We start from the raw sequence: 20,364 nt of genomic DNA on the forward strand, positions 1-20,364 counted from the left end.
ACAGCCTGCGCAAACGCGGAGGGCTCCACAAGGAGATTGCCGCGAACGCGGTAATCTGCAGGGTGGCCGTCACGCTCCTCCTCGATCCGCCCGGCACCGGATCCGTCGTCGCGCGCCAGTCGCCCCTGGCCGAGTTGTGCGCCTGTCTCCACGCGTTCGACGAGCCGGGCCACCACCCCGCCAGCGCCGCCTGGGTGGCCAGGGCCCACGCCGACCTCGACACCGCGCTGCTCGCCCAGGCCGCCGTCTGGGCGCCGCTCTGGGGTGCCTTCCGCGCCCGCTACCTGCTGCCGCTGTCGGCCGACGGGCGGCGCACGCTCGACGACGAGCTGGAGGAGGTGGCGGGGCTGCCCATCGGCGAGTTCACGGACATGAGCGTGCAGGCGCTGATCGGCAAGAACGACACCGGGCTCGCGCCCCGGCTCAGCGACGAGGTGCTGCACCGGCTCCGGCTGATCTCCTCCAGCCGGATGGAGATCGGCGCCCGGCTGCTGGCCGACCCCGAGGGGGTGCGCGCCGAGCTGCTCGGCTTCCTGGCCGCCTTCGCCGCCGCCGCGTTCGACGCCGAATGGCCCGCCCTGCGCCGCGTCCTCGACCGCGACGGCGCGCTGCGCGAGCGCGACCTGCGCAGGAAGGGCGCCCTGTCGCTGGCCGACTTCCCGACCGCGTCAGCCGTCCAGCCGTCGGGCGGGCGGGTGCGCGTCGTGTTCGACAAGCTCTACAACGCCACCGCCCGGGTGGACGACGACCGCCCCTGCCTGCTCGTCCCGACCGTGCACGGCCGCCCCCACTTCGTGATCAAGCACTATCCGGGCTATCCGGTCGTCATCCAGTACAGCGCCGACGGGGCCGGCACGCCCACGCTGGAGACCGCCAGGCGCAGGCTCGCCGCCCTCCAGGACCCCACGCGGCTGCGGCTGTGCTACGCGATCCTGCGCAACCCGGTCGCCACCGCCGAGCTCGCCACTCAGCTCGGCATGACCGCGCCCCAGGTCTCCAGGCACCTGCGCCGGCTCAGGGAGGCCCAGCTCGTCCACACGCACCGGCGCGGTTCGGTCGTCTACTACCAGCTCGACGCCGACGCGGTCGAACGCCTCGGCCCCGACCTGCTCTCCGTCCTCTACCGCTGACGCACGGCTCCCGGAGGGCGCTACTCCCCGTCCTGGACGGCCGATGCCCCGGGCGAGGCCGCGGGTGAGGCGGCGGGCGTGGCTTTCGCCGGCATGCCGGGAAAGGCCGCGGGCTGGGCCGGGCGGAAGGAGTAGGAGCGGGCCACCGCCTCCTGCATGGCCAGCGCGGCGTGCCGGCGCAGCGGCTCCTCGGTGGCCGCGGCCAGCTCCAGGTAGGCGGCCGTGACACCGCCTTCCAGGTGCACCGCGAGGTTCGCGGCCAGGGTGGCGTTGGAGGGGAAGAACGGCAGCGCGTACGACGCGTCGGGCTCGACCGGCCGGCCGCCCCGCGCCGTGATCAGCGCGCGCAACTGGTCGCGCCTGGACCGGTGGGCCTCGTAGGCCGCGCTCATCCTGGACCGCAGCGTGCCCGAGGTGCGCGCCCCGAGCAGCCCGTAGGCGAACAGCACCGCGTGCTCCGCCGCCAGCGCCTTGCGCAACTTGTCGATGTCGCCCGCGTCGCCGCTCACAGGGACCTCGGCAGCGCGACGACGTGGGCGGCCTCGCAGGCCCCGATGCTGGCCACGAGCTGGGCCACCCCGGGCGAGAGCCCGCCGAGCGCCCGCGCCCGCCCGGCCGCGGCCCTGCGCTCCAGCTCGCGCAGCCGCGCCAGCGACGGTTTACGCGCCCTCCCGGTGGACGTGGGCGACGTGGGCGACGGCGAGACCGGCCCGGACGCGGCGACCGGCGTGGGCGGGACGGTCACGTGCTTGCGCAGCTCGTCGAGATGGGCCTGATGGCGGTCCCTGAACGGCACGAGCTTGTCGGCCCCGCCCGAGATCAGCGACGAGTAGAGCGCGATCGTGCGCTCCTTCTCCGCGATGAGGCCCTTCAGCATGACCGTCTCGGGCGAGTCGGGGGCCGGCGCCGCCGGCCGATCGGGGCCGGAGGCGCTGCATGCGGTGAGGGCGGCCGCCCCGCCCGCCAGCAAGGCTCGCCTGGAGAGCTGAACCGGGCGCACGGACTCGAACCTCCACATGTCTCTGACCCCTGTCGCGGACCTCGCTAGCATCGTACGGCCAGTGCCCGGGATCGCCGCCCGGCGACGCCCCGTGATCGGGCTCGTGATCAGACCCGTGATCCGGCTCCGGATCAGGCCCGTGATCCAGCCTGTGATCCGGCCTGGCGTTCGACCCGCCGTCCAGCCGTGACGAGTGGCGCTCTTTCTGTGCCCTCATACGGATAGGGTGTCAACTGTCGTCGCTGGCTGAGCGGCCAGACGGCGGAGAGCCAGAGGCGAGGTCCGCCCGGCTGAGACATGACAATAGGGGAGGTCGATATGGGCAGCGCATCACCCCGCGACCACCTGATGAAGCTCCTGGAGCCCGTGGTCAGCGCGGAGGGTCTCGACCTGGAGGACGTCACCGTCACCCAGGCAGGCAAGAGACGGCTGCTGCGGGTGATCGTCGATCGTGACGGCGGCGTGAGCCTCGACGACGTGGCCGACGTCAGCCAGGCCGTCTCCACGGCCCTCGACGACACCGACGCGATGGGCCAGGCCGCTTACACACTCGAGGTCTCCTCGCCCGGCGTCGACCGCCCGCTCACCGAGCCGCGTCACTGGCGCCGCGCGGCGAAACGGCTGGTGAAGGCCGAGCTGCGAGACGGCACCGTGATGGAGGGCCGCATCATGACCGCCGACGACACCGGCGTCGACCTCGACGTCGAGGGCGCGGCGCGCAGACTTGACTACGAGAGCCTGACCCGCGGACGGGTGCAGGTGGAGTTCCGCCGCTTCGACGACGTCGACGGCGACGAAGGCTAAGGGGGAGCCGTCGTGGACATCGACATGAGCGTCCTGCGCAGCCTGGAGCGGGAGAAGGACATCTCCTTCGACCTGGTCGTCAAGGCGATCGAGGACGCGCTGCTGATCGCGTACTTCCGCACGGAGGGCGCGGCCCCCAAGGCGCGGGCCGAGCTCGACCGAGGCAGCGGTCACGTCACGATCTGGGCGGCGGAGCTGGACGACGAGGGCGAGGTCGTCAGGGAGTTCGACGACACCCCGGGCAACTTCAGCCGGATCGCCGCGACCACCGCCAAGCAGGTCATCCTGCAGCAGCTGCGCGACGCCGAGGACGAGATCAACTTCGGCGAGTTCGCCAGCCGCGAGGGCGAGCTGGTCTCCGGCGTGATCCAGCAGGGCAAGGACCCGCGCGTGGTCCTGGTCGACCTCGGCAAGATCGAGGCCGTGCTGCCCCACGCCGAGCAGGTCCCCGGTGAGGAATACACCCACGGCGAGCGCATCCGCGCCTACGTGGTGCAGGTGAAGAAGGGCCACAAGGGCCCGTCGGTCACCCTGTCGCGCACCCACCCCGGGCTGGTGAAGAAGCTGTTCGCGCTGGAGGTCCCGGAGATCGCCGACGGCACCGTCGAGATCGCCGCGGTCGCCCGCGAGGCCGGCCACCGCACGAAGATCGCGGTCAGGTCGCGCAGGCCCGGCGTCAACGCCAAGGGCGCCTGCATCGGGCCGATGGGCTCGCGGGTGCGCAACGTGATGACCGAGCTGCACGGCGAGAAGATCGACATCATCGACTGGTCGGAGGACCCCGGCGAGTTCGTGGGGAATGCCCTGTCTCCCGCACGCGTTTCCCATGTCGAGGTTCTCGATCTCGACGGACGCGTCGCGCGGGTGACCGTGCCCGACTACCAGCTCTCGCTGGCCATCGGCAAAGAGGGGCAGAACGCCCGGCTCGCCGCACGACTGACCGGATGGCGGATCGACATCCGGCCCGATACCCAAGCCGAGGACGCCGCCGGTTCCGTAGATGCGTCAACACGGTAAGCTGGAATATGGTGGCCACGCGGTCCCACAGCGCACCTGTGTGGGCTGCAGGGTTCGCACGGCTAAGTCCGAGCTGCTCCGACTGGTGCGGGTCGAGGATCAAGTGGTCCCCGACCTGCGAGGACGGCTTTCAGGCCGCGGTGCATCGCTGCATCCGTCCTTGAGTTGTCTGGAGCTCGCCGAGCGGCGTCGAGCGTTTCCGCGCGCGTTCCGCGTGCCGGGGCCGCTTGACGTGTCGCCCGTACGGGCGCATCTAGAAGGAGAACCACGAAATGTCATGTAGGACGCCGAGTTGATGGGCGGAGTCAGATTGCTATGAGCGCCTGATGAGCACGCGGCGATGAAGACGTCAAGGTAGCGACGGTCCGGACGGCATAGCCAGCCTCCCGGGCCGAGTAAGGGAGTGCAGTGGCGAAGGTCCGGGTATACGAGCTCGCTAAGGAGTTCGGCGTAGAGAGCAAGGTCGTCATGGCCAAGCTCCAGGAGATGGGGGAGTTCGTCCGTTCGGCGTCCTCCACCATCGAGGCGCCGGTGGTCCGCAGGCTCACCGAAGCGTTGGGGGCGTCCAAGGGCGGCCCCTCAAGGGGCGGCGGTCAGTCGTCCAACAAGCCGCAGCCGCCAAGGGCTGCGCCGCGGCCGGCCGATGGCCAGGCCGCCAACGGCGCCGGGCAGGCGCCGGTTCCAGCCCCCCCGCGTCCGGGCCCGAAGCCCGGTCCGCGTCCCGGCCCCGCAGCGGGCCCCGCCGGTGGCGGCGCGCAGCCGCGCCCGCCGGTGGCGATGCCGCACCAGCCTCAGCAGCAGCCTGAGGCCGCCCGCGGCGAGACGTCGGGGGCTCCGCAGGCGCGTTTCGAGAGCGGCGCGCCGGCCCGTCAGGAGGGCGGCCCGTCCGCTCGTCCCGCTCCGGCCCCGCGGCCCGGTCCCGCTCCGCGTCCCGGGCCCAGGCCCGGCCCCGCGGCCCGTCCTGGGGCCCAGGGTGGCGGCGGCGGTGGCCAGCAGCAGGCTCCGCGTCCCGGTGGCGGCGGTGGCCCGCGTCCTGGTCCGGGTCCCAAGCCCGGCCCGCGTGGTCCGCGTCCCGGCAACAACCCGTTCTCGTCCAACGCCAGCGGCATGGGTCAGTCCCGGCCGCCGCGTCCGGGCGGCAACCGCGAAGGCGGTGGCGGTCCCGGCCAGCGTGAGCGTCGTGACGGTCCGCCGCGCGACGGCGCGATGCCGCGTCCGCCGCAGGGTCGTGGCGGCGGCGAGGGCAGGCCCGGCGGCGCCGGTCCGCGTCCTGGTCCGCCTCCCGGCGGCCCGCGTCCCGGTCCTGGTGCCGGTGGTCCCCGTCCTGGTGGCCCGCGGCCCAACCCGATGATGATGCCCCAGGGTCGTCCCTCCGGTCCCGGAGGTGGCGGCGGCGGTGGCGGTCGTCCCGGCGGCGGTGGCGGCGGTGGCCGTCCCGGCGGTGGCGGCGGCGGTCGTCCTGGCGGCGGTGGCGGCGGCGGTCGTCCCGGTGGCGGCGGTGGCGGTTTCGCCGGTCGCCCGGGTGGCGGCGGCACCGGCCAGCGCACCGGCACCGGTGGTCCCGGTGGTGGCGGCGGCTTCGGCGGTCGTCCCGGCGGCGGTGGCCGCGGCCGTGGCGGCGGCACCGCGGGAGCCTTCGGGCGTCCCGGCGGCCGTCCCGCGCGTGGCCGCAAGTCGAAGCGTCAGCGGCGCCAGGAGTTCGACAACATGTCGGCGCCGGCGATCGGCGGCGTGCAGGTCGCTCGCGGCAACGGCGCGACGATCCGGCTGCCCCGCGGCGCCTCGCTCTCCGACTTCGCCGACCGCATCGGCGCCAATCCCGCCTCTCTGGTGCAGATCATGCTGCACCTGGGCGAGATGGTGACCGCGACGCAGTCGGTCAACGAGGAGACGCTGCAGCTGCTCGGCGCCGAGCTCGACTACAACATCCAGGTCGTCAGCCCGGAGGAGGAGGACCGCGAGCTTCTCGAGGCCTTCGACATCGAGTTCGGCGAGGACGAGGGCGACGAGGCCGACCTGGCCGCGCGTCCGCCGGTCGTGACCGTCATGGGTCACGTCGACCACGGTAAGACCAAGCTGCTCGACGCCATCCGCAAGACCAATGTGGTGGCGCGCGAGGCGGGTGGCATCACCCAGCACATCGGCGCTTACCAGGTCTCGGCCGAGCACGAGGGCGAAGAGCGCCGCATCACCTTCATCGACACCCCGGGTCACGAGGCGTTCACCGCCATGCGTGCCCGAGGCGCCAAGTCCACCGACATCGCGGTGCTGGTGGTCGCGGCCGACGACGGTGTGAAGCCGCAGACGATCGAGGCACTCAACCACGCCCAGGCGGCGGAGGTGCCGGTCGTGGTCGCGGTCAACAAGGTCGACAAGGAGGGCGCCGACCCCAACAAGGTCAGGGCCCAGCTCACCGAATACGGCTTGGTGGCGGAGGAATACGGCGGCTCGACGCTGTTCGTCGACATCTCGGCGAAGAACGGCACGGGCATCGACCAGCTCCTCGAGGCCATCCTGCTGACCGCGGACGCCGAGCTCGACCTGCGCGCCAACCCGACGATGGACGCTCAGGGCATCGCGATCGAGGCACACCTCGACAAGGGCCGCGGCCCCGTCGCGACCGTCCTGGTCCAGCGCGGTACGCTGCGGGTCGGCGACTCCATCGTCTGTGGCGAGGCCTTCGGCCGCGTCCGGGCGATGCTCGACGACAACGGCGACGCGGTCGAAGAGGCCACGCCGTCGCGTCCGGTCCTGGTGATGGGTCTGACGGCCGTGCCGAGCGCCGGTGACAACTTCATCGTGGTCACCGACGACCGGATGGCCCGGCAGATCGCCCAGCAGCGCGCGGCGCGCAAGCGCAGCGCCGACATGGCGAAGTCGAGCCGTCGCCGCACCCTCGAAGAGCTGTTCAGCGACCTTGAGAAGGGCCGCGTCGACGAGCTCAAGCTCATCATCAAGGGTGACGTGTCCGGTTCGGTGGAGGCCCTGGAAGACGCCCTGCTCAAGATCGACGTCGGCGACGAGGTCAGGCTCCGAGTCCTGCACCGCGCGGTCGGCGCGATCACCGAGTACGACGTCAACCTGGCCGTCGCCGACGACAACGCGGTCATCATCGGCTTCAACGTCCGCCCCGAGCCTCGGGCGCGCGACCTGGCCGAGCGCGAGGGCGTCGACATCCGCTACTACTCGGTCATCTACCAGGCGATCGAGGAGATCGAAGCGGCGCTCAAGGGCATGCTCAAGCCCGAGTTCGAAGAGGTCCAGATGGGCACCGCCGAAGTCCGCGAGGTCTTCAAGGTGCCGAAGATCGGCAACGTCGCCGGTTCGCTGGTCCGCTCCGGCGTGATCGTCCGTAACAGCAAGGCCAGGGTCATCCGCGACGGCGTCGTCATCGCGGACAACCTGACCGTCTCGTCCCTGCGTCGCTTCAAGGATGACGCGACCGAGGTCCGCGAGGGCTTCGAGTGCGGTATCGGTGTCGGCTACAACGACATCAGGCTCGACGACGTGATCGAGACGTTCGAAATGCGGGAGAAGCCGCGCGTGTGACACGCGGCCGGGCGCCCGGCGGGACATCCGCCGGGCGCTTCTCGCACGCCCTGGCCTGGTCCCCACCGCAGCAGGCCGGGCGTGCGTCCACCTCACCAGGTCAAGCGGTGGTTGCCAACGATGTATGTGGGTTCTCTCACCCTGGACATCCTGCTCGGCGACGTCAGATCGCTGAAGCAGAAGCGCTCTGCCATCCGGCCTCTGATCGCCGAGCTGCAGCGCCGTTATCCCAGCATCGCGGTGGCTGAAACCGGCCATCTCGACCTCCACCGCAGAGCGGAGGTCGGCGTCGCGGTGGTCTCAGCCTCCGCGGGTAACTGCAAAGAGGTGCTGGACGCCTGCGAGCGGATGGTGGCTTTCCGCCCCGAGATCGAGCTGCTGTCGGCCCGGCACCGGCTCTACAACGACGAAGATTGAACAACTGCACGGCCAGGTCGTGCGTGAGGGGGAGCGAACATGGTGGATGCCGCACGAGCGCGCAAGCTCGCGGACCGCATCCAGCAGATCGTCGCCGAGATGCTGGAGCGCCGGATCAAGGATCCGCGCCTGGGTTTCGTGACCGTGACCGACACGCGTGTCACCGCGGACCTGCGCGACGCGACGGTGTTCTACACGGTGTTCGGCTCCGACGCCGAGCGGGCCGACAGCGCCGCCGCCCTCGAAAGCGCCAAGGGGATCCTCCGTTCCGAGGTTGGCCGCCAGACCGGGGTGCGCTTCGCCCCGACGCTGACGTTCAAGCACGACCCGCTGCCCGACAGCGCTCGTCACCTGGACGACCTGATCAACGCCGCCAGGGCGCGTGACGCCGAGGTGGCGCGGCGGGCCGAGACCGCTTCCTACGCCGGCGAGGCAGACCCCTACAGGAAGCCGGACGAGGAAGAGGAAGCGGAGGAGCGCGCCGACGTCGCCAGGGAAGAGCAGGCGTGACGCCCGACGTTCGGGACCGGGCCGGCCGCCCGGCCCGGGTCGAGGCGGGGCAGGCGGACGACTGCCCGATCCCCGCCACGTCGTGGGACCGGGCGCTGCACCTGATCGGGCAGGCCGACGAGGTCGCGCTGGCCTGCCACGTCACCCCCGACGGTGACGCGCTCGGCTCGATGCTGGCCGTCGCGTTCGTGCTGCGCTCGATGGGCAAGCGCGTGGTGGCCTCCTTCGGCGACCGGCAGTTCGCGGTGCCGCGGCTGCTGCGCTTCCTGCCCGGCCAGGACATGCTCGTGCCGCCGGATGCCTATCCCGCCGCGCCCGAGTTGATGATCGTCTTCGACTCCTCGACGTTCGAGCGGCTCGGGGTGCTCGGCACCAACGCCGCCATGGCGCGCGAGCTCGTCGTGGTGGACCACCATCCGTCCAACGCCGGCTTCGGCACGCTCAGCCTCATCGACGCCCAGGCCGCGGCCACGGCCGTGCTCGCCGAGCAGCTCGTCTACCGGCTCGGCGGACGCCTCGACCGCGACATCGCCACCTGCCTGTACGCGGGCCTGGTGACCGACACCGGGTCCTTCCGCTACTCCTCGACCACGCCCGCCGTGCACCAGATGGCGGCCAGGCTCGTGGCGACCGGGCTGCGTACCGACGAGATCGCCCGCGAGCTGTGGGACCGCTCGCCGTTCGGCTACCTCAAGGTGCTGGCCGGGGCCCTCGATCGGGTGACGCTGGAGAACGGGCCCGCGGGCGGCCTGGTGTGGACGTACGTGACCCGGGTCGACCGGGCGGAGCACGGGCTGCCGTACTCCGAGCTGGAAGGGCTCATCGACATCGTGCGCCGCACCGACGAGGCCGAGGTCGCGGTCGTGCTCAAAGAGGACGACCAGGGCGACTGGCAGGTGTCCACCAGGTCCAAGGGCAGCGTCGACGTGGCGGCCGTGTGTACGGCGCTCGGCGGCGGCGGCCACCACAACGCCGCCGGCTACACCTCCCACGACACCGTGGAGGAGACCATGGCGAAGTTCCGGCACGAGCTGAGGAAGGTCTCCTGATGGCCGAGAGCGGTCTGATCATCGTCGACAAGCCGGGCGAGTGGACCTCCCACGACGTGGTGGCCAAGATGCGGCGCCTCGCGGGCACCCGCAGGGTGGGCCACGCCGGCACGCTCGACCCCATGGCGACGGGCGTGCTCGTCGTCGGTGTGGAGAAGGCGACCAGGCTGCTCGGGCACCTGACGCTGACCGAGAAGGTCTACGAGGCCACGATCAGGCTCGGCGTCACCACCAACACCGACGACGCCGAGGGCGAGGTCACCGCCACGGCCTCGGCGTCGGCGGTCACGCCCGGCGAGATCCACAAGGGCGTCGCCGCGCTGACCGGGGAGATCATGCAGATCCCGCCGCAGGTCAGCGCGATCAAGGTGAACGGCCAGCGGGCCTACAAGATGGCGCGGGCGGGCGAGGAGGTCGAGCTGGCCGCCAGGCCCGTCACCGTACGGGAGTTCGCCGTGCTCGACATCAGGGCCGAAGGCGACGTGGTGGACGTGGACGCCGTCGTGACCTGCTCCAGCGGCACCTACATCCGCGCCCTGGCCCGCGACCTGGGCGCCGGGCTCGGGGTCGGTGGTCACCTGACGCGGCTGCGGCGCACCCGTGTCGGCCCGTACGACCTGTCCCTGGCCAGGAGCATCGAGCAGCTGACCGAGGAGTGCGTGATCCTGCCGATCGGCGAGGCGGTGGCGGCGGCGTTCCCGCGCAGGGACGTCACGGCCGAGGAGGCGCGTGTCATCGGGCACGGCGGGCGGCTGCCGGCGGCCGGGCTGGGACCGGGGCCGATCGGGGTGTTCGGGCCGGAGGGGGAGTTGCTGGCGCTGGTGGAGGAGCAGGGCAAAACGGCCAGGCCGCTCGCCGTGTTCGTCGGCTAGCGCCCACTGACAGACGTTCCGCCGATCGCCGATCGCCGGCCGCCAGCCGCGGATCGCCGGTCGGCAACCGCAGATCGCCGGTCGGCGGTCGCTTTTTCTGTGGATCGCCAGCCGCCAGCCGCTTCTCTTCTGGATTGCCAGCCGCCGGTCAGTGGGGCTTGCGGGCCACGATGATGTCGCGCACGATCGCCTGATCCACCCAGTGCTCGAAGTCGGGATAGTCCATCACCTCAAGGCCCGCGTCCGTGAGGATCCTGGCCAGCTCGGAGCTCTTGCCCCCGTAGGTGTTCCAGGCGATGCCCATCGCGCCGCCGGGGCGCAGCAGCTCGGCCCAGACCGGCACCGCCCGGCCGAGCAGCTCCAGCGGGCTGCGGGACAGCCCGCCGCCGCCCTTGCTGCCGTGCTGGACACCGTACGGCGCGTCCGTCGCCACGATGTCGAACGAGCGCGGCCTGAAGAAGTCGCGGCTCTTGAGGGTGTCGGCGTTGACCACGGTCAGGCGCTGCGTGTCGCCCGCTTTGACCGCCTCCTTCGACAGGCCGAAGGTGGCATTGAAGCGGCGGCCGACCAGGGCCCGCTCGCGGCGCACCGGCACGATCTCCGCCGTGTGCTTGAGCCGCTTGTTGCGCAGCCACGTCTTGAAGAAGCCGGTGTAGGCCTCGAAGTCCTTGCTGTCCACGTCGATGCCGTAGGCGTCGTAGCCGTACATGAGGGCCTGGTTGAGGGTGGTGCCGCGCCCGCACATCGGGTCGAACACCGACAACCGCCCGCCCATCCCCTCGTCGCGGGCCAGCGCCGTGACGTTGAGCAGCAGCTTGGTGAAGTGCTCGTTGGTCTTGCCGGCGTATTTCTGGATCGTGATCAGGTCGCTGCTGAGCCGGTCGCGCGGACTCATGGCCAGCGGCCTGAGCAACTCGCCCTCCATCCCGAAGACGGCGTAGACGGAGGAGAGGTCGGACAGCAGCGCGACGTCCGCCTCGCTCAGCGGCCCGGCGGTCTCGAACGTCACGTAGGGGACGCCGCCGATCCGCGTCTCGTCGCTGCTCAGCACCTGATTGCCGAGGGCCTGCGCGCTGAAGACGGCCAGCTCGTTACGGGTCAGCCGGACGGAGCTCTCTCCGTAGACCCGGTTGAAGGCAGGCAGGATCAGTAGCGCGTAACGAGGCATGATGCCCGATGATAGCCCCCTCGATTGGAGGGAATGCCGGAGCGCATGGCAGGCTTGTACGCGTTGATCCGGGAACGAGCGAATGTGGGGCCGGGGCGTGCAGGGTTCGGAGAGGTCTGTCGTCACCATCGGCGTGTTCGACGGGGTTCACCGCGGGCACCGTCGGGTGGCCGAGCGGGCTGTCGCCGTCGCGCGTGAGCGTGGGCTGCGTGCCGTGGCGGTCGTGTTCGAGCGGCCCGACGAGGCGGGGCGGCGAGGGGCGCGGCCGCAGGTGCTGACCGGCCCGCGGCGCAGGGCCGAGTTGCTGACCGGGCTCGGCGTCGACGAGGTCGACGTGGTGCCGGATCTGCCGGGCGCGGCGGATCCTGGTGAGTTCGTGCGGAACGTCCTGGCCGAGCGGCTGCGGGCGGTCGTCGTGGTGGTGGGGGAGCAATTCAGGTTCGGCCACGACGAAGGCAGCGGCGTGGAGATATTGAGGACGCTGGGCGATAAATACGACTTCGAGGTCGAGACCGTGCCCCGCCTCGACGACGTCTCCGCCACCTCGATCCGTGAGCGGATCGCCACCGGAGACGTGGAGGGCGCCGCGCGGCAGCTCGGCCGGCCGCACCGTGTGGAGGGCGTCGTCGTCCGCGGCTACCAGCGCGGGCGCCAGCTCGGCTTCCCCACCGCCAACGTCGAGACGCCGCAGCACACCGCCATTCCCGCCGACGGGGTCTACGCCGGGTGGATGGAGTGCGTCCCGATGGCCAACCTGCCCGCTCTCTACGAGGGGGAGCGCTGGCCGGCGGCGATCTCGGTCGGCACCAACCCGACGTTCGAGGGCGTGCCGCGCACGGTGGAGGCGTACGCGCTCGACCGCGACGACCTGGAGCTCTACGGCGTGCACGTGGCCGTGGAGTTCGCCGCGCGGCTGCGCGGCAACACCCGCTTCGACTCGATCGAGGCGCTGATCGACCAGATCCACGCCGACGTGGAGGCCACCCGCCGTCTGACGAACTGACCCCGCCCTGACCCGTGTAAGCCCTCTGTACGCGGGCGCGTCGCGACCCCGCCCGAGCACTGGACGCTTGGTGGTAACCTTGCATGTCGGCTCTGTAGCGGCGGTGCTGCGCGCTGCCCATGACGGCCTTCACGCGGCGACTGTAGGCACGCACGGTCGTTCGCGCTTTCACATCACATTCGCGCGTGTCCGTAGATCGAAGGAGAGCCGTGTCCCTCGACACCGCTGCCAAGAAGACCATCATCGAGGAGTACGCGACGGCCGACGGCGACACCGGGTCGCCCGAGGTGCAGATCGCGCTGCTCAGCAAGCGCATCAGCGAGCTGACCGAGCACCTGAAGACGCACAAGCACGACCACCACAGCCGTCGTGGTCTGCTGCTGCTCGTCGGGCGCCGGCGCCGCCTGCTGAAGTACCTGCAGAAGGTCGACATCCAGCGCTACCGTACGCTCATCGAGCGGCTCGGCCTGCGCCGATAGTCTGAAAGGGAGCGGCGCTCGCGCCGCTCCCTTCTCATATTGGGGTAGAACCCCATACGGTCAGGAGGCGTGGCGAGCTGAAAACCGCCCCGCGCTTGACGTACAACTGAAGATCCGAGACACACAGCCCCCGCGTCCGCTCAGCACCATGCGACCCGCGACGCCTGCGGGCCGGTCCTCGGTAGTGGCTTCCGGTAACAAACACACTTGACCGGGCGCTTCGATCGAAGACCGGCGCTGCACCTAACGAGGGTGCCGGTGAGAAAAGGGCGCGGGAGACCGACCACAAGGAGGTCCCCCGTGGAGGGTGTCCACACTGCTGAAGCCGTCATAGACAACGGCTCATTCGGCACGCGCACGATCCGGTTCGAGACCGGTCGCCTCGCGCGCCAGGCGGCGGGCTCCGCCGTCGCCTATCTCGACAGCGACACGATGGTGCTCTCCGCCACCACCGCGTCGAAGTCTCCGAAGGAACAGTTCGACTTCTTCCCGCTCACGGTCGACGTCGAAGAGCGCATGTACGCCGCGGGCCGCATCCCCGGCTCGTTCTTCCGCCGTGAGGGCCGTCCCTCCGAGGACGCCATCCTCACCTGCCGGCTGATCGACCGGCCGCTGCGCCCGTCGTTCGTCAAGGGCCTGCGCAACGAGATCCAGGTCGTGGCCACGGTCATGGCGCTCAACCCCGACCACCTCTACGACGTGGTCGCCATCAACGCCGCGTCCCTGTCGACGCAGCTGGCCGGCCTGCCCTTCTCCGGCCCGATCGGCGGCGTGCGCGTCGCGCTGATCGACGGCCAGTGGGTGGCCTTCCCGACGCACCACGAGCTGGAGCGGGCCACGTTCGACATGGTCGTGGCGGGCCGCGTGCTCGACGACGGCGACGTCGCGATCATGATGGTCGAGGCCGAGTCCACCAAGGACACGCTCAAGCTGGTCGCCGAGGGCGCGGTCGCGCCCACCGAGGAGACCGTCGCGCAGGGCCTCGACGCCGCCAAGCCCTTCATCAAGGTGCTGTGCGAGGCGCAGTCACGCATCGCGCAGGTGGCGGCCAAGGAGACGGCCGAATACCCGGTCTTCCTGGAATACCAGGACGACGTGCTCAACGCGGTCGAGGCCGCGGTCAAGAACGAGCTGGCCGCCGCGCTGACCATCGCCGGCAAGCAGGAGCGCGAGACCGAGCTGGAGAAGGTCAAGGCGCTGGCCGCCGAGAAGCTCCTGCCCGAGTTCGAGGGCCGCGAGAAGGAGATCTCCGGCGCCTTCCGCTCGGTGATGAAGAAGCTCATGCGCGAGCGGGTCGTCAAGGAGGGCATCCGCATCGACGGCCGCGGCACCAAGGACATCCGCGCCCTGTCGGCGGAGGTCCACGTGGTGCCTCGCGTGCACGGCTCGGCCCTGTTCGAGCGCGGTGAGACCCAGATCATGGGCATCACCACCCTCAACATGCTGCGCATGGAGCAGGTCATCGACACGCTCAACCCCGAGCGGACCAAGCGCTACATGCACAACTACAACTTCCCGCCCTACTCCACCGGTGAGACCGGCCGAGTGGGCTCGCCCAAGCGCCGCGAGATCGGTCACGGCGCGCTGGCCGAGCGGGCGCTGATCCCGGTGCTGCCCACGCGTGAGGAGTTCCCCTACGCGATCCGGCAGGTCTCCGAGGCGCTCGGCTCCAACGGTTCCACCTCGATGGGCTCGGTCTGCGCCTCCACCATGGCGCTGCTCGACGCCGGTGTGCCGCTCAAGGAGATGGTCGCGGGCATCGCGATGGGTCTGATCGGCGAGGGTGACAACTACGTCACGCTGACCGACATCCTCGGCGCCGAGGACGCCATGGGCGACATGGACTTCAAGGTCGCCGGCACCAAGGACGTCATCACCGCCCTGCAGCTCGACACCAAGCTCGACGGCATCCCCGCCAGCGTGCTGGCCGCCGCGCTCAAGCAGGCCAAGGGCGCCCGCCTGGCGATCCTCGACGTGATGCAGGAGGCGATCGACTCTCCGGCGGAGATGAACCCGACCGCGCCGCGCATCATCACCATCAAGGTCCCGGTCGACAAGATCGGCGAGGTCATCGGCCCGAAGGGCAAGATGATCAACCAGATCCAGGACGACACGGGCGCCGAGATCACCATCGAGGACGACGGCACGATCTACATCGGCGCCACCGACGGGCCCGCCGCCGAGGCCGCCCGTTCGGCGATCAACGCGATCGCCAACCCGCACATGCCGGAGGTCGGCGAGCGCTACCTGGGCACGGTCGTGAAGATCGCCGCGTTCGGCGCGTTCATCTCGCTCATGCCCGGCAAGGACGGTCTGCTGCACGTCTCGCAGATCCGCAAGCTGCACGGCGGCAAGCGGATCGAGAACGTCGAGGACGTCATGGGCGTCGGCGAGAAGATCCAGGTCGAGATCGCCGAGATCGACGGCCGGGGCAAGCTCTCCCTGGTGCCGGTCGAGGTCATCGAGAAGGAGGCCGCCGAGAAGGAGGCCAAGGGCGTCGACGGCGACGACTCCGACGCTCCGGCCCCGTCCGAGGCGGCTCCGGCCGGCGAGGAGCGGTCCGAGCGGCCCCGGCGCACCCGTACGCGCGTGCGTAACACCCGCTCCGATGGGGACGACCGGAACTCGTGACGACGACCACGCTCCACCCCGGCAAGGACGGAGCCGGGGTGGTGAGGCGCACCGTCCTCCCGGGTGGGCTGCGCGTGGTGACCGAGACCATGCCGACCGTGCGCAGCGTCGCGGTCGGCATGTGGGTCGGCATCGGCTCGCGTGACGAGGCCCCCGAGCACATGGGGGCCACGCACTTCCTCGAACACCTGCTGTTCAAGGGCACCCCGACGCGCGACGCGATGGAGATTTCCGCCAGCATCGAGGGCATCGGCGGTGAGATCAACGCCTTCACCGCGAAGGAGTACACCTGCTACTACGCGCGGGTCCTCGACGAGGACCTGCCGGTCGCGGTCGACGTGCTCGCCGACGTGGTGACCAGCTCGCTGGTGACCGCCGAGGACGTCGAGTCCGAGCGGGGTGTGATCCTCGAAGAGATCGCCATGCACGACGACGATCCCTCCGACGTGGTGCACGAGCAGTTCGCCGCCGCCCTCTACGGCGACTCGCCGATCGGCCGGCCCATCCTGGGCACGGTCGACTCGATCAACGCCCTCGGGCGCGAGCGGATCGCCGAGTACTACCACCGCTACTACCGGCCTCGTTGCACGGTGGTGTCCGTGGCGGGCAACATCCGGCACGAAGAGGTCGTCGAGCTGGTGGCCAGGGCCTATGAGCGGGCGGGGGCGCTGACCGGTCCTGCCGAGTTCGCGCCGCCGCGCACCAGCGGCCCCGGCGCCACGTCCGGCTCCCGCCTGGCGGTGCTCGACCGGCCCACCGAGCAGGCCAACCTGGTGCTCGGCACGACCGGCCTGGCCCGCACCGACGACCGCCGCTTCGCGCTGGGCGTGCTCAACGCGGCGCTCGGCGGCGGCATGTCGTCCCGGCTCTTCCAGGAGATCAGGGAGAAGCGCGGCCTGGCCTACTCCGCCTACAGCTACACCTCGGCCTACGCCGACACCGGCCAGTTCGGCATCTACGTGGGCTGCCTGCCGTCCAAGATCGACGACGTGCTCAAGATCTGCCGGGACGAGGTGGCCAGGGTGATCACCGAGGGCATCACCGCCGACGAGATCATGCGCGGCAAGGGCCAGATGCGTGGCGGGCTCGTGCTCGGTCTTGAGGACACCGGCTCGCGCATGTCGCGCATCGGCAAGAACGAGCTGGTCTACGACGAGCTGATGTCGGTCGACGAGGTGCTGGCCCGCATCGAGGCCGTCACCCCTGAGGAGATCTCCGAGGTCGCCCGCGACGTGCTCAACCGGCCGCTCACGCTGGCCGTGATCGGCCCGTACGGCGACAAGGACTTCTCCGACGCCATCGCGTGAACGGCGGCCCGCGCCGGTTGGGATAGGCTCGCCCTGTGATCAGGGTAGGTGTGCTCGGCGCCCAGGGGCGCGTGGGCGTCGAGGTGTGCAAGGCGGTCGAGGCGGCCACCGACATGGAGTTGGTGGCCGCGCTCGACAAGGACGACTCCATCGAGGGGCTCCAGGGCGCCGAGGTGGTGGTCGACTTCACCCATCCCGACGTGGTCATGGGCAACCTCGATTGGGCGATCGGCCACGGCGTGCATCCCGTGGTGGGCACGACCGGGTTCGACGAGGGCCGCCTGGAGACCGTGCGCGGCTGGCTGGCCGCGAGTCCCGGCACCAACTGCCTCATCGCCCCCAACTTCGGCATCGCCGCCGTGCTCATGATGCACTTCGCCCAGCAGGCGGCCCGCTACTTCGAGTCGGCCGAGATCATCGAGCTGCACCACCCCAACAAGGCCGACGCGCCCTCCGGCACGGCCCGGCGCACCGCCGAGCTGATCTACGAGGCGCGCGCCAAGGCCGGGGCCGGGGCGATGCCCGACGCGACCAGCACCGCGCTTGACGGCGCGCGCGGGGCCGACGTCGGCGGCGTGCACGTCCACGCGGTGCGCCTGTCCGGGCTGATCGCGCACCAGGAGGTGCTGCTCGGCGGCGACGGCGAGATCCTCACCATCAGGCACGACACGATGAGCAGGTCGGCGTTCACGCCGGGCGTGCTGCTCGGCGTGCGCAGGGTGCGCGAGCTGCCCGGCCTGACCCTCGGCCTTGAGCCGCTGCTCGACCTCTGACGCGGCCTTTTCGCCTCTCAACACGACGTGCCCACGTCCGTACTCGGCCGTGGGCACGTGGTGAGGAGAGGGTCCCGGCTCCGCACAGCCAGGCCTACGATCTTCAACCCTAATATGAGCGGCGAGCTCGTCCGGAAAAATGAGATCGTGTCGCCATGGTGCGATGGGCGCGAGCGGACGAACTTCCCGGGCTGGTCTCCATAGAGCTGGCCGCCGACCGGCTGTTCGAGCAGGTGGGCATCGTCTTCCCGCCCGGGACCACCATGATCGAAGAAGCGGCCGACCCAGGCGCCGTGCTGGTCGAGGGCGAGCCGCCCGACGGGTTCGCGCTGATCGGCTGGGTCGACGGCGGCCTCCACCTCGATCAGCTCGCCGTCCGTCCCGAGAGCATGCGCCAGGGCATCGGCGGGCGGCTGGTGACAGCCGTCATCGACCACGCGCGGGCGGCCGGTGCGCCGGGCGTGACGCTGACGACGTACCGCGACGTGCCGTGGAACGCGCCCTGGTACGCGCGCCACGGCTTCACCCCGATGCCCGAGGCCGAGTGGGGGCCGCAGCTGCGGGCGCTGGTCGAGCACGAACGGGAGCTCGGCATCGAGATCGCCCCGCGCGTGGTGATGCGCCGCCGTCCCTAGCGTGCGCCGTTGTCACGACGGCTCGCGGACGGTGCGGCTGGTGATGTGCGGTGGCGGCTCCTCGAAGCGGGAGCGCTGGGCCGGCTCGCCGCTGACCTGCTCCACGATGGAGGCGGCGAGCTGGTGCAGCTTGACGTTCCGGTCCTGGGAGACGTGCCGCAGCAGCTCGAACGCGTGCTGCGCGGTGCACCGGCGCTGCGCCATGACGATGCCGAGGGCCTGGTCGATGATCGCGCGCGTGGTGAGCGCCTCCTTGAGCTGGGCCGCCACCTCACGCATCCTGGCCGCTTCCAGCGTCGTACGGTAGAGGACGCCGACGTGGGCGGCGCTGACCCGCATGGCGAGCATGGTGGCGGCGAGTCCTCCGGCGTTCGGTTCGGCGGCGTTCGGTTCTGTGGAGTCCGGTTCTGTGGCGTCCGGTTGCGTGGCGGTGAGAACGGTGGCGTCGGGGGAGCCGTCGTCCTCTGAGTAGAGCGTGAACGCGCCGAGCAGCGTCCCCTCCGACTCCAGCGGCTCACAGTGCACCGTGCGGATCTCCGGCGCCTGCTGGGCGAACTTCGACCAGCGGGAGTCGGCGGCCAGGTCGCGGGTCGTCACGGACCGCCCGCTGCCGATCGTGTCGAGCACGGGCCCCTGTCCGACGGCCGTCTGCAGGTCGTCGAAGAGCCTGGCCCGCGCGTGGGACGCGGCCGCGGTGCGCAGACCGTCCGCGGAGCACAGCACGACGCTCAGCATCGGCGAGCAGGGCATCGCCGAGGCGGCGATCGTCGCCTCGGCTGCGGTCGGGGATGAGACGGGCGCGGTCGGCCCGGTCAGGGGTGAGACGGGCGCGGTCGGGCCGGGCATCGCCCGTCCGGCGATGGCGACGCACTCAGCGAGTGCCCGCTCGAACTCCTCGATGTCCGTGGACACCCTGGGCCGATCTGCCACGATCCCTCGCGATCGCTGCGTCGGGGGTCACTGGGGCCTTGCCTTCGAGACCTCCAGGCTAGCGGTTCGGCGGGACGCTCACGAGAGGTAGGCGTCGATCTCTGTCAGGTAGGCGTCCTTGACGTGGCGCGGCAGCCAGGTGATCTCGAAGGCGTTGCGCTGCAGTTGCGCCAGCTCCTCGCGGCTGAGCTGGAGGGAGTCCTGCAGGGCCTCGATGTTCTCCTGTACGTAGGCGGCGAAGTAGGCCGGATCGTCGGAGTTGACCGTCACCCGCACGCCCAGGTCCATCAGCTTGCGGATGCCCTCGGCCTTCATCGAGTCGGTGACGTAGCCGTTGGACACCGGGCAGCAGGTCAGCCCCGTGCCGCGAGCCAGCACCACCTCCACCAGCCGCTGGTCCTCAAGAATGTTGACGCCGTGGTCGATCCGGTCGACGCCGATCTCCTCGACGGCCTGGCGGATGTGCTCGATCGCGTCGTCCTGGTCCACGTCGCAGTGCATGGTCAGCAGGTAGCCCTCCTGCCTGGCCCGCTCGTAGACCGCGGCGAACTTGGCCGGCGGGTTGCCCTTCTCGTCGGAGTCGAGCCCGACCCCGACGATCCACTCCTTGTACGGCAGCGACTCCAGCAGCGTCGCCATCGCGTACTCGGCCTGGAAGTCGCGCAGGAAGCACATGATGAGCTGGGCCCGCACGCCGAGCTGGGCGTGCGCGTCCATCAACGCCCGCCGCAGCCCCCTGATCACCACGTCGAACGGCACGCCGCGCGAGGTGTGCGCCTGGGGGTCGAAGAAGATCTCGGCGTAGCGGACGTTCTGCTCGGCGGCCTTGCGCAGGTAGGCCATCGCCAGGTCGTAGAAGTCGGGCTCGGTGCGCAGCACCCGCATGCCCTCGTAGTAGATCGTCAGGAAGGACGAGAGGCTGTCGAAGGTGTAGGCGGCCCGCATCTCCTCGACGGTCGCGTACGGCAGCTCCAGCCCGTTGCGGGCGGCCAGCTCGAACTTGAGCTCCGGCTCCAGCGTGCCCTCGATGTGCAGGTGCAGCTCGCACTTGGGCAGACCGGCGATGAATTCCTTCACCGTCCCACTGTAG

At 70.8% G+C, this 20,364-nt stretch carries 20 protein-coding genes; 15 read left to right on the plus strand and 5 right to left on the minus strand.

The window, feature by feature from the left end; all coding sequences use genetic code 11:
- Positions 1-62 precede the first annotated feature (62 nt).
- Positions 63-1,130: a DUF5937 family protein gene (locus tag AB0C28_RS14585; RefSeq protein ID WP_358074661.1), complete on the plus strand. Its 1,068-nt coding sequence runs from the start codon at positions 63-65 to the stop codon at positions 1,128-1,130.
- 20 nt (positions 1,131-1,150) lie between these two features.
- On the opposite strand, the gene AB0C28_RS14590 is transcribed toward AB0C28_RS14585, so the two are convergent.
- Positions 1,151-1,639, minus strand: coding sequence for a ferritin-like domain-containing protein (locus AB0C28_RS14590; protein ID WP_358074664.1), 489 nt, complete (start codon positions 1,637-1,639; stop codon positions 1,151-1,153).
- On the minus strand, positions 1,636-2,130 hold the full coding sequence (locus AB0C28_RS14595; RefSeq protein ID WP_357837612.1) for a hypothetical protein: 495 nt from the start codon (positions 2,128-2,130) through the stop codon (positions 1,636-1,638). Before AB0C28_RS14595 ends, AB0C28_RS14590 begins: the two co-directional genes overlap by 4 nt.
- Before the next feature lie 318 nt (positions 2,131-2,448).
- Here AB0C28_RS14595 and rimP point away from each other — a divergent pair, with 318 nt between their 5' ends.
- From rimP to truB, 8 genes are all read left to right on the plus strand, one after another.
- A complete protein-coding gene (gene rimP, locus AB0C28_RS14600) occupies positions 2,449-2,934 on the plus strand; it encodes a ribosome maturation factor RimP (RefSeq protein WP_357837609.1) in 486 nt (161 codons plus the stop codon).
- A gap of 12 nt (positions 2,935-2,946) precedes the next feature.
- Positions 2,947-3,951 carry a transcription termination factor NusA gene (gene nusA / locus AB0C28_RS14605; protein WP_357837606.1) on the plus strand — a complete coding sequence of 335 codons (1,005 nt, stop codon included), beginning with the start codon at positions 2,947-2,949 and terminating at the stop codon, positions 3,949-3,951.
- Positions 3,935-4,234 (plus strand): YlxR family protein, encoded by a 300-nt coding sequence (locus AB0C28_RS14610; protein WP_357837603.1) that lies wholly within the window; start codon positions 3,935-3,937, stop codon positions 4,232-4,234. The genes nusA and AB0C28_RS14610 overlap by 17 nt, the downstream gene beginning before the upstream one ends.
- A gap of 125 nt (positions 4,235-4,359) precedes the next feature.
- Positions 4,360-7,500 (plus strand): translation initiation factor IF-2, encoded by a 3,141-nt coding sequence (gene infB, locus AB0C28_RS14615; protein ID WP_357837600.1) that lies wholly within the window; start codon positions 4,360-4,362, stop codon positions 7,498-7,500.
- A 120-nt stretch (positions 7,501-7,620) separates the two neighbouring features.
- Positions 7,621-7,917 (plus strand): DUF503 domain-containing protein, encoded by a 297-nt coding sequence (locus AB0C28_RS14620; protein WP_357838013.1) that lies wholly within the window; start codon positions 7,621-7,623, stop codon positions 7,915-7,917.
- A gap of 39 nt (positions 7,918-7,956) precedes the next feature.
- Entirely contained in the window at positions 7,957-8,427 is a 471-nt protein-coding gene (gene rbfA / locus AB0C28_RS14625; RefSeq protein WP_357837598.1) for a 30S ribosome-binding factor RbfA, read from the plus strand.
- Positions 8,424-9,476, plus strand: coding sequence for a DHH family phosphoesterase (locus tag AB0C28_RS14630; RefSeq protein ID WP_357837595.1), 1,053 nt, complete (start codon positions 8,424-8,426; stop codon positions 9,474-9,476). Before rbfA ends, AB0C28_RS14630 begins: the two co-directional genes overlap by 4 nt.
- Positions 9,476-10,348: a tRNA pseudouridine(55) synthase TruB gene (truB, locus tag AB0C28_RS14635; protein WP_357837592.1), complete on the plus strand. Its 873-nt coding sequence runs from the start codon at positions 9,476-9,478 to the stop codon at positions 10,346-10,348. Before AB0C28_RS14630 ends, truB begins: the two co-directional genes overlap by 1 nt.
- Before the next feature lie 148 nt (positions 10,349-10,496).
- Here the strand turns inward: truB and AB0C28_RS14640 are convergent, their stop codons facing one another.
- Positions 10,497-11,516, minus strand: a complete 1,020-nt coding sequence (locus AB0C28_RS14640; RefSeq protein WP_358074667.1) for an SAM-dependent methyltransferase — start codon at positions 11,514-11,516, stop codon at positions 10,497-10,499.
- 82 nt (positions 11,517-11,598) lie between these two features.
- Between AB0C28_RS14640 and AB0C28_RS14645 the strand changes: the two genes are divergently transcribed.
- From AB0C28_RS14645 to AB0C28_RS14670, 6 genes are all read left to right on the plus strand, one after another.
- Complete coding sequence (locus tag AB0C28_RS14645) at positions 11,599-12,519, plus strand: bifunctional riboflavin kinase/FAD synthetase (RefSeq protein WP_357837587.1); 921 nt, start codon at positions 11,599-11,601, stop codon at positions 12,517-12,519.
- Positions 12,520-12,728: 209 nt separating this feature from the next.
- A complete protein-coding gene (gene rpsO / locus AB0C28_RS14650; protein WP_106235181.1) occupies positions 12,729-12,998 on the plus strand; it encodes a 30S ribosomal protein S15 in 270 nt (89 codons plus the stop codon).
- Between the two features lie 300 nt (positions 12,999-13,298).
- Positions 13,299-15,629 (plus strand): polyribonucleotide nucleotidyltransferase, encoded by a 2,331-nt coding sequence (locus tag AB0C28_RS14655; RefSeq protein ID WP_358074670.1) that lies wholly within the window; start codon positions 13,299-13,301, stop codon positions 15,627-15,629.
- Entirely contained in the window at positions 15,626-16,936 is a 1,311-nt protein-coding gene (locus AB0C28_RS14660; RefSeq protein ID WP_357837581.1) for a pitrilysin family protein, read from the plus strand. Before AB0C28_RS14655 ends, AB0C28_RS14660 begins: the two co-directional genes overlap by 4 nt.
- Before the next feature lie 35 nt (positions 16,937-16,971).
- The gene (dapB, locus tag AB0C28_RS14665; RefSeq protein ID WP_357837578.1) at positions 16,972-17,709 is read left to right on the plus strand and encodes a 4-hydroxy-tetrahydrodipicolinate reductase; all 738 of its coding nucleotides are present in this window, start codon (positions 16,972-16,974) and stop codon (positions 17,707-17,709) included.
- 155 nt (positions 17,710-17,864) lie between these two features.
- Entirely contained in the window at positions 17,865-18,344 is a 480-nt protein-coding gene (locus AB0C28_RS14670) for a GNAT family N-acetyltransferase (RefSeq protein WP_358074673.1), read from the plus strand.
- Between the two features lie 12 nt (positions 18,345-18,356).
- On the opposite strand, the gene AB0C28_RS14675 is transcribed toward AB0C28_RS14670, so the two are convergent.
- Both AB0C28_RS14675 and AB0C28_RS14680 read right to left on the minus strand, forming a co-directional pair.
- Positions 18,357-19,256, minus strand: coding sequence for a GAF and ANTAR domain-containing protein (locus AB0C28_RS14675; protein ID WP_358074676.1), 900 nt, complete (start codon positions 19,254-19,256; stop codon positions 18,357-18,359).
- A 96-nt stretch (positions 19,257-19,352) separates the two neighbouring features.
- Positions 19,353-20,351 (minus strand): adenosine deaminase, encoded by a 999-nt coding sequence (locus AB0C28_RS14680; RefSeq protein ID WP_358074679.1) that lies wholly within the window; start codon positions 20,349-20,351, stop codon positions 19,353-19,355.
- Positions 20,352-20,364 lie beyond the last annotated feature (13 nt).

This window comes from Nonomuraea sp. NPDC048892 (assembly GCF_040649735.1).
GTDB classification, from domain to species: domain Bacteria; phylum Actinomycetota; class Actinomycetes; order Streptosporangiales; family Streptosporangiaceae; genus Nonomuraea; species Nonomuraea maheshkhaliensis.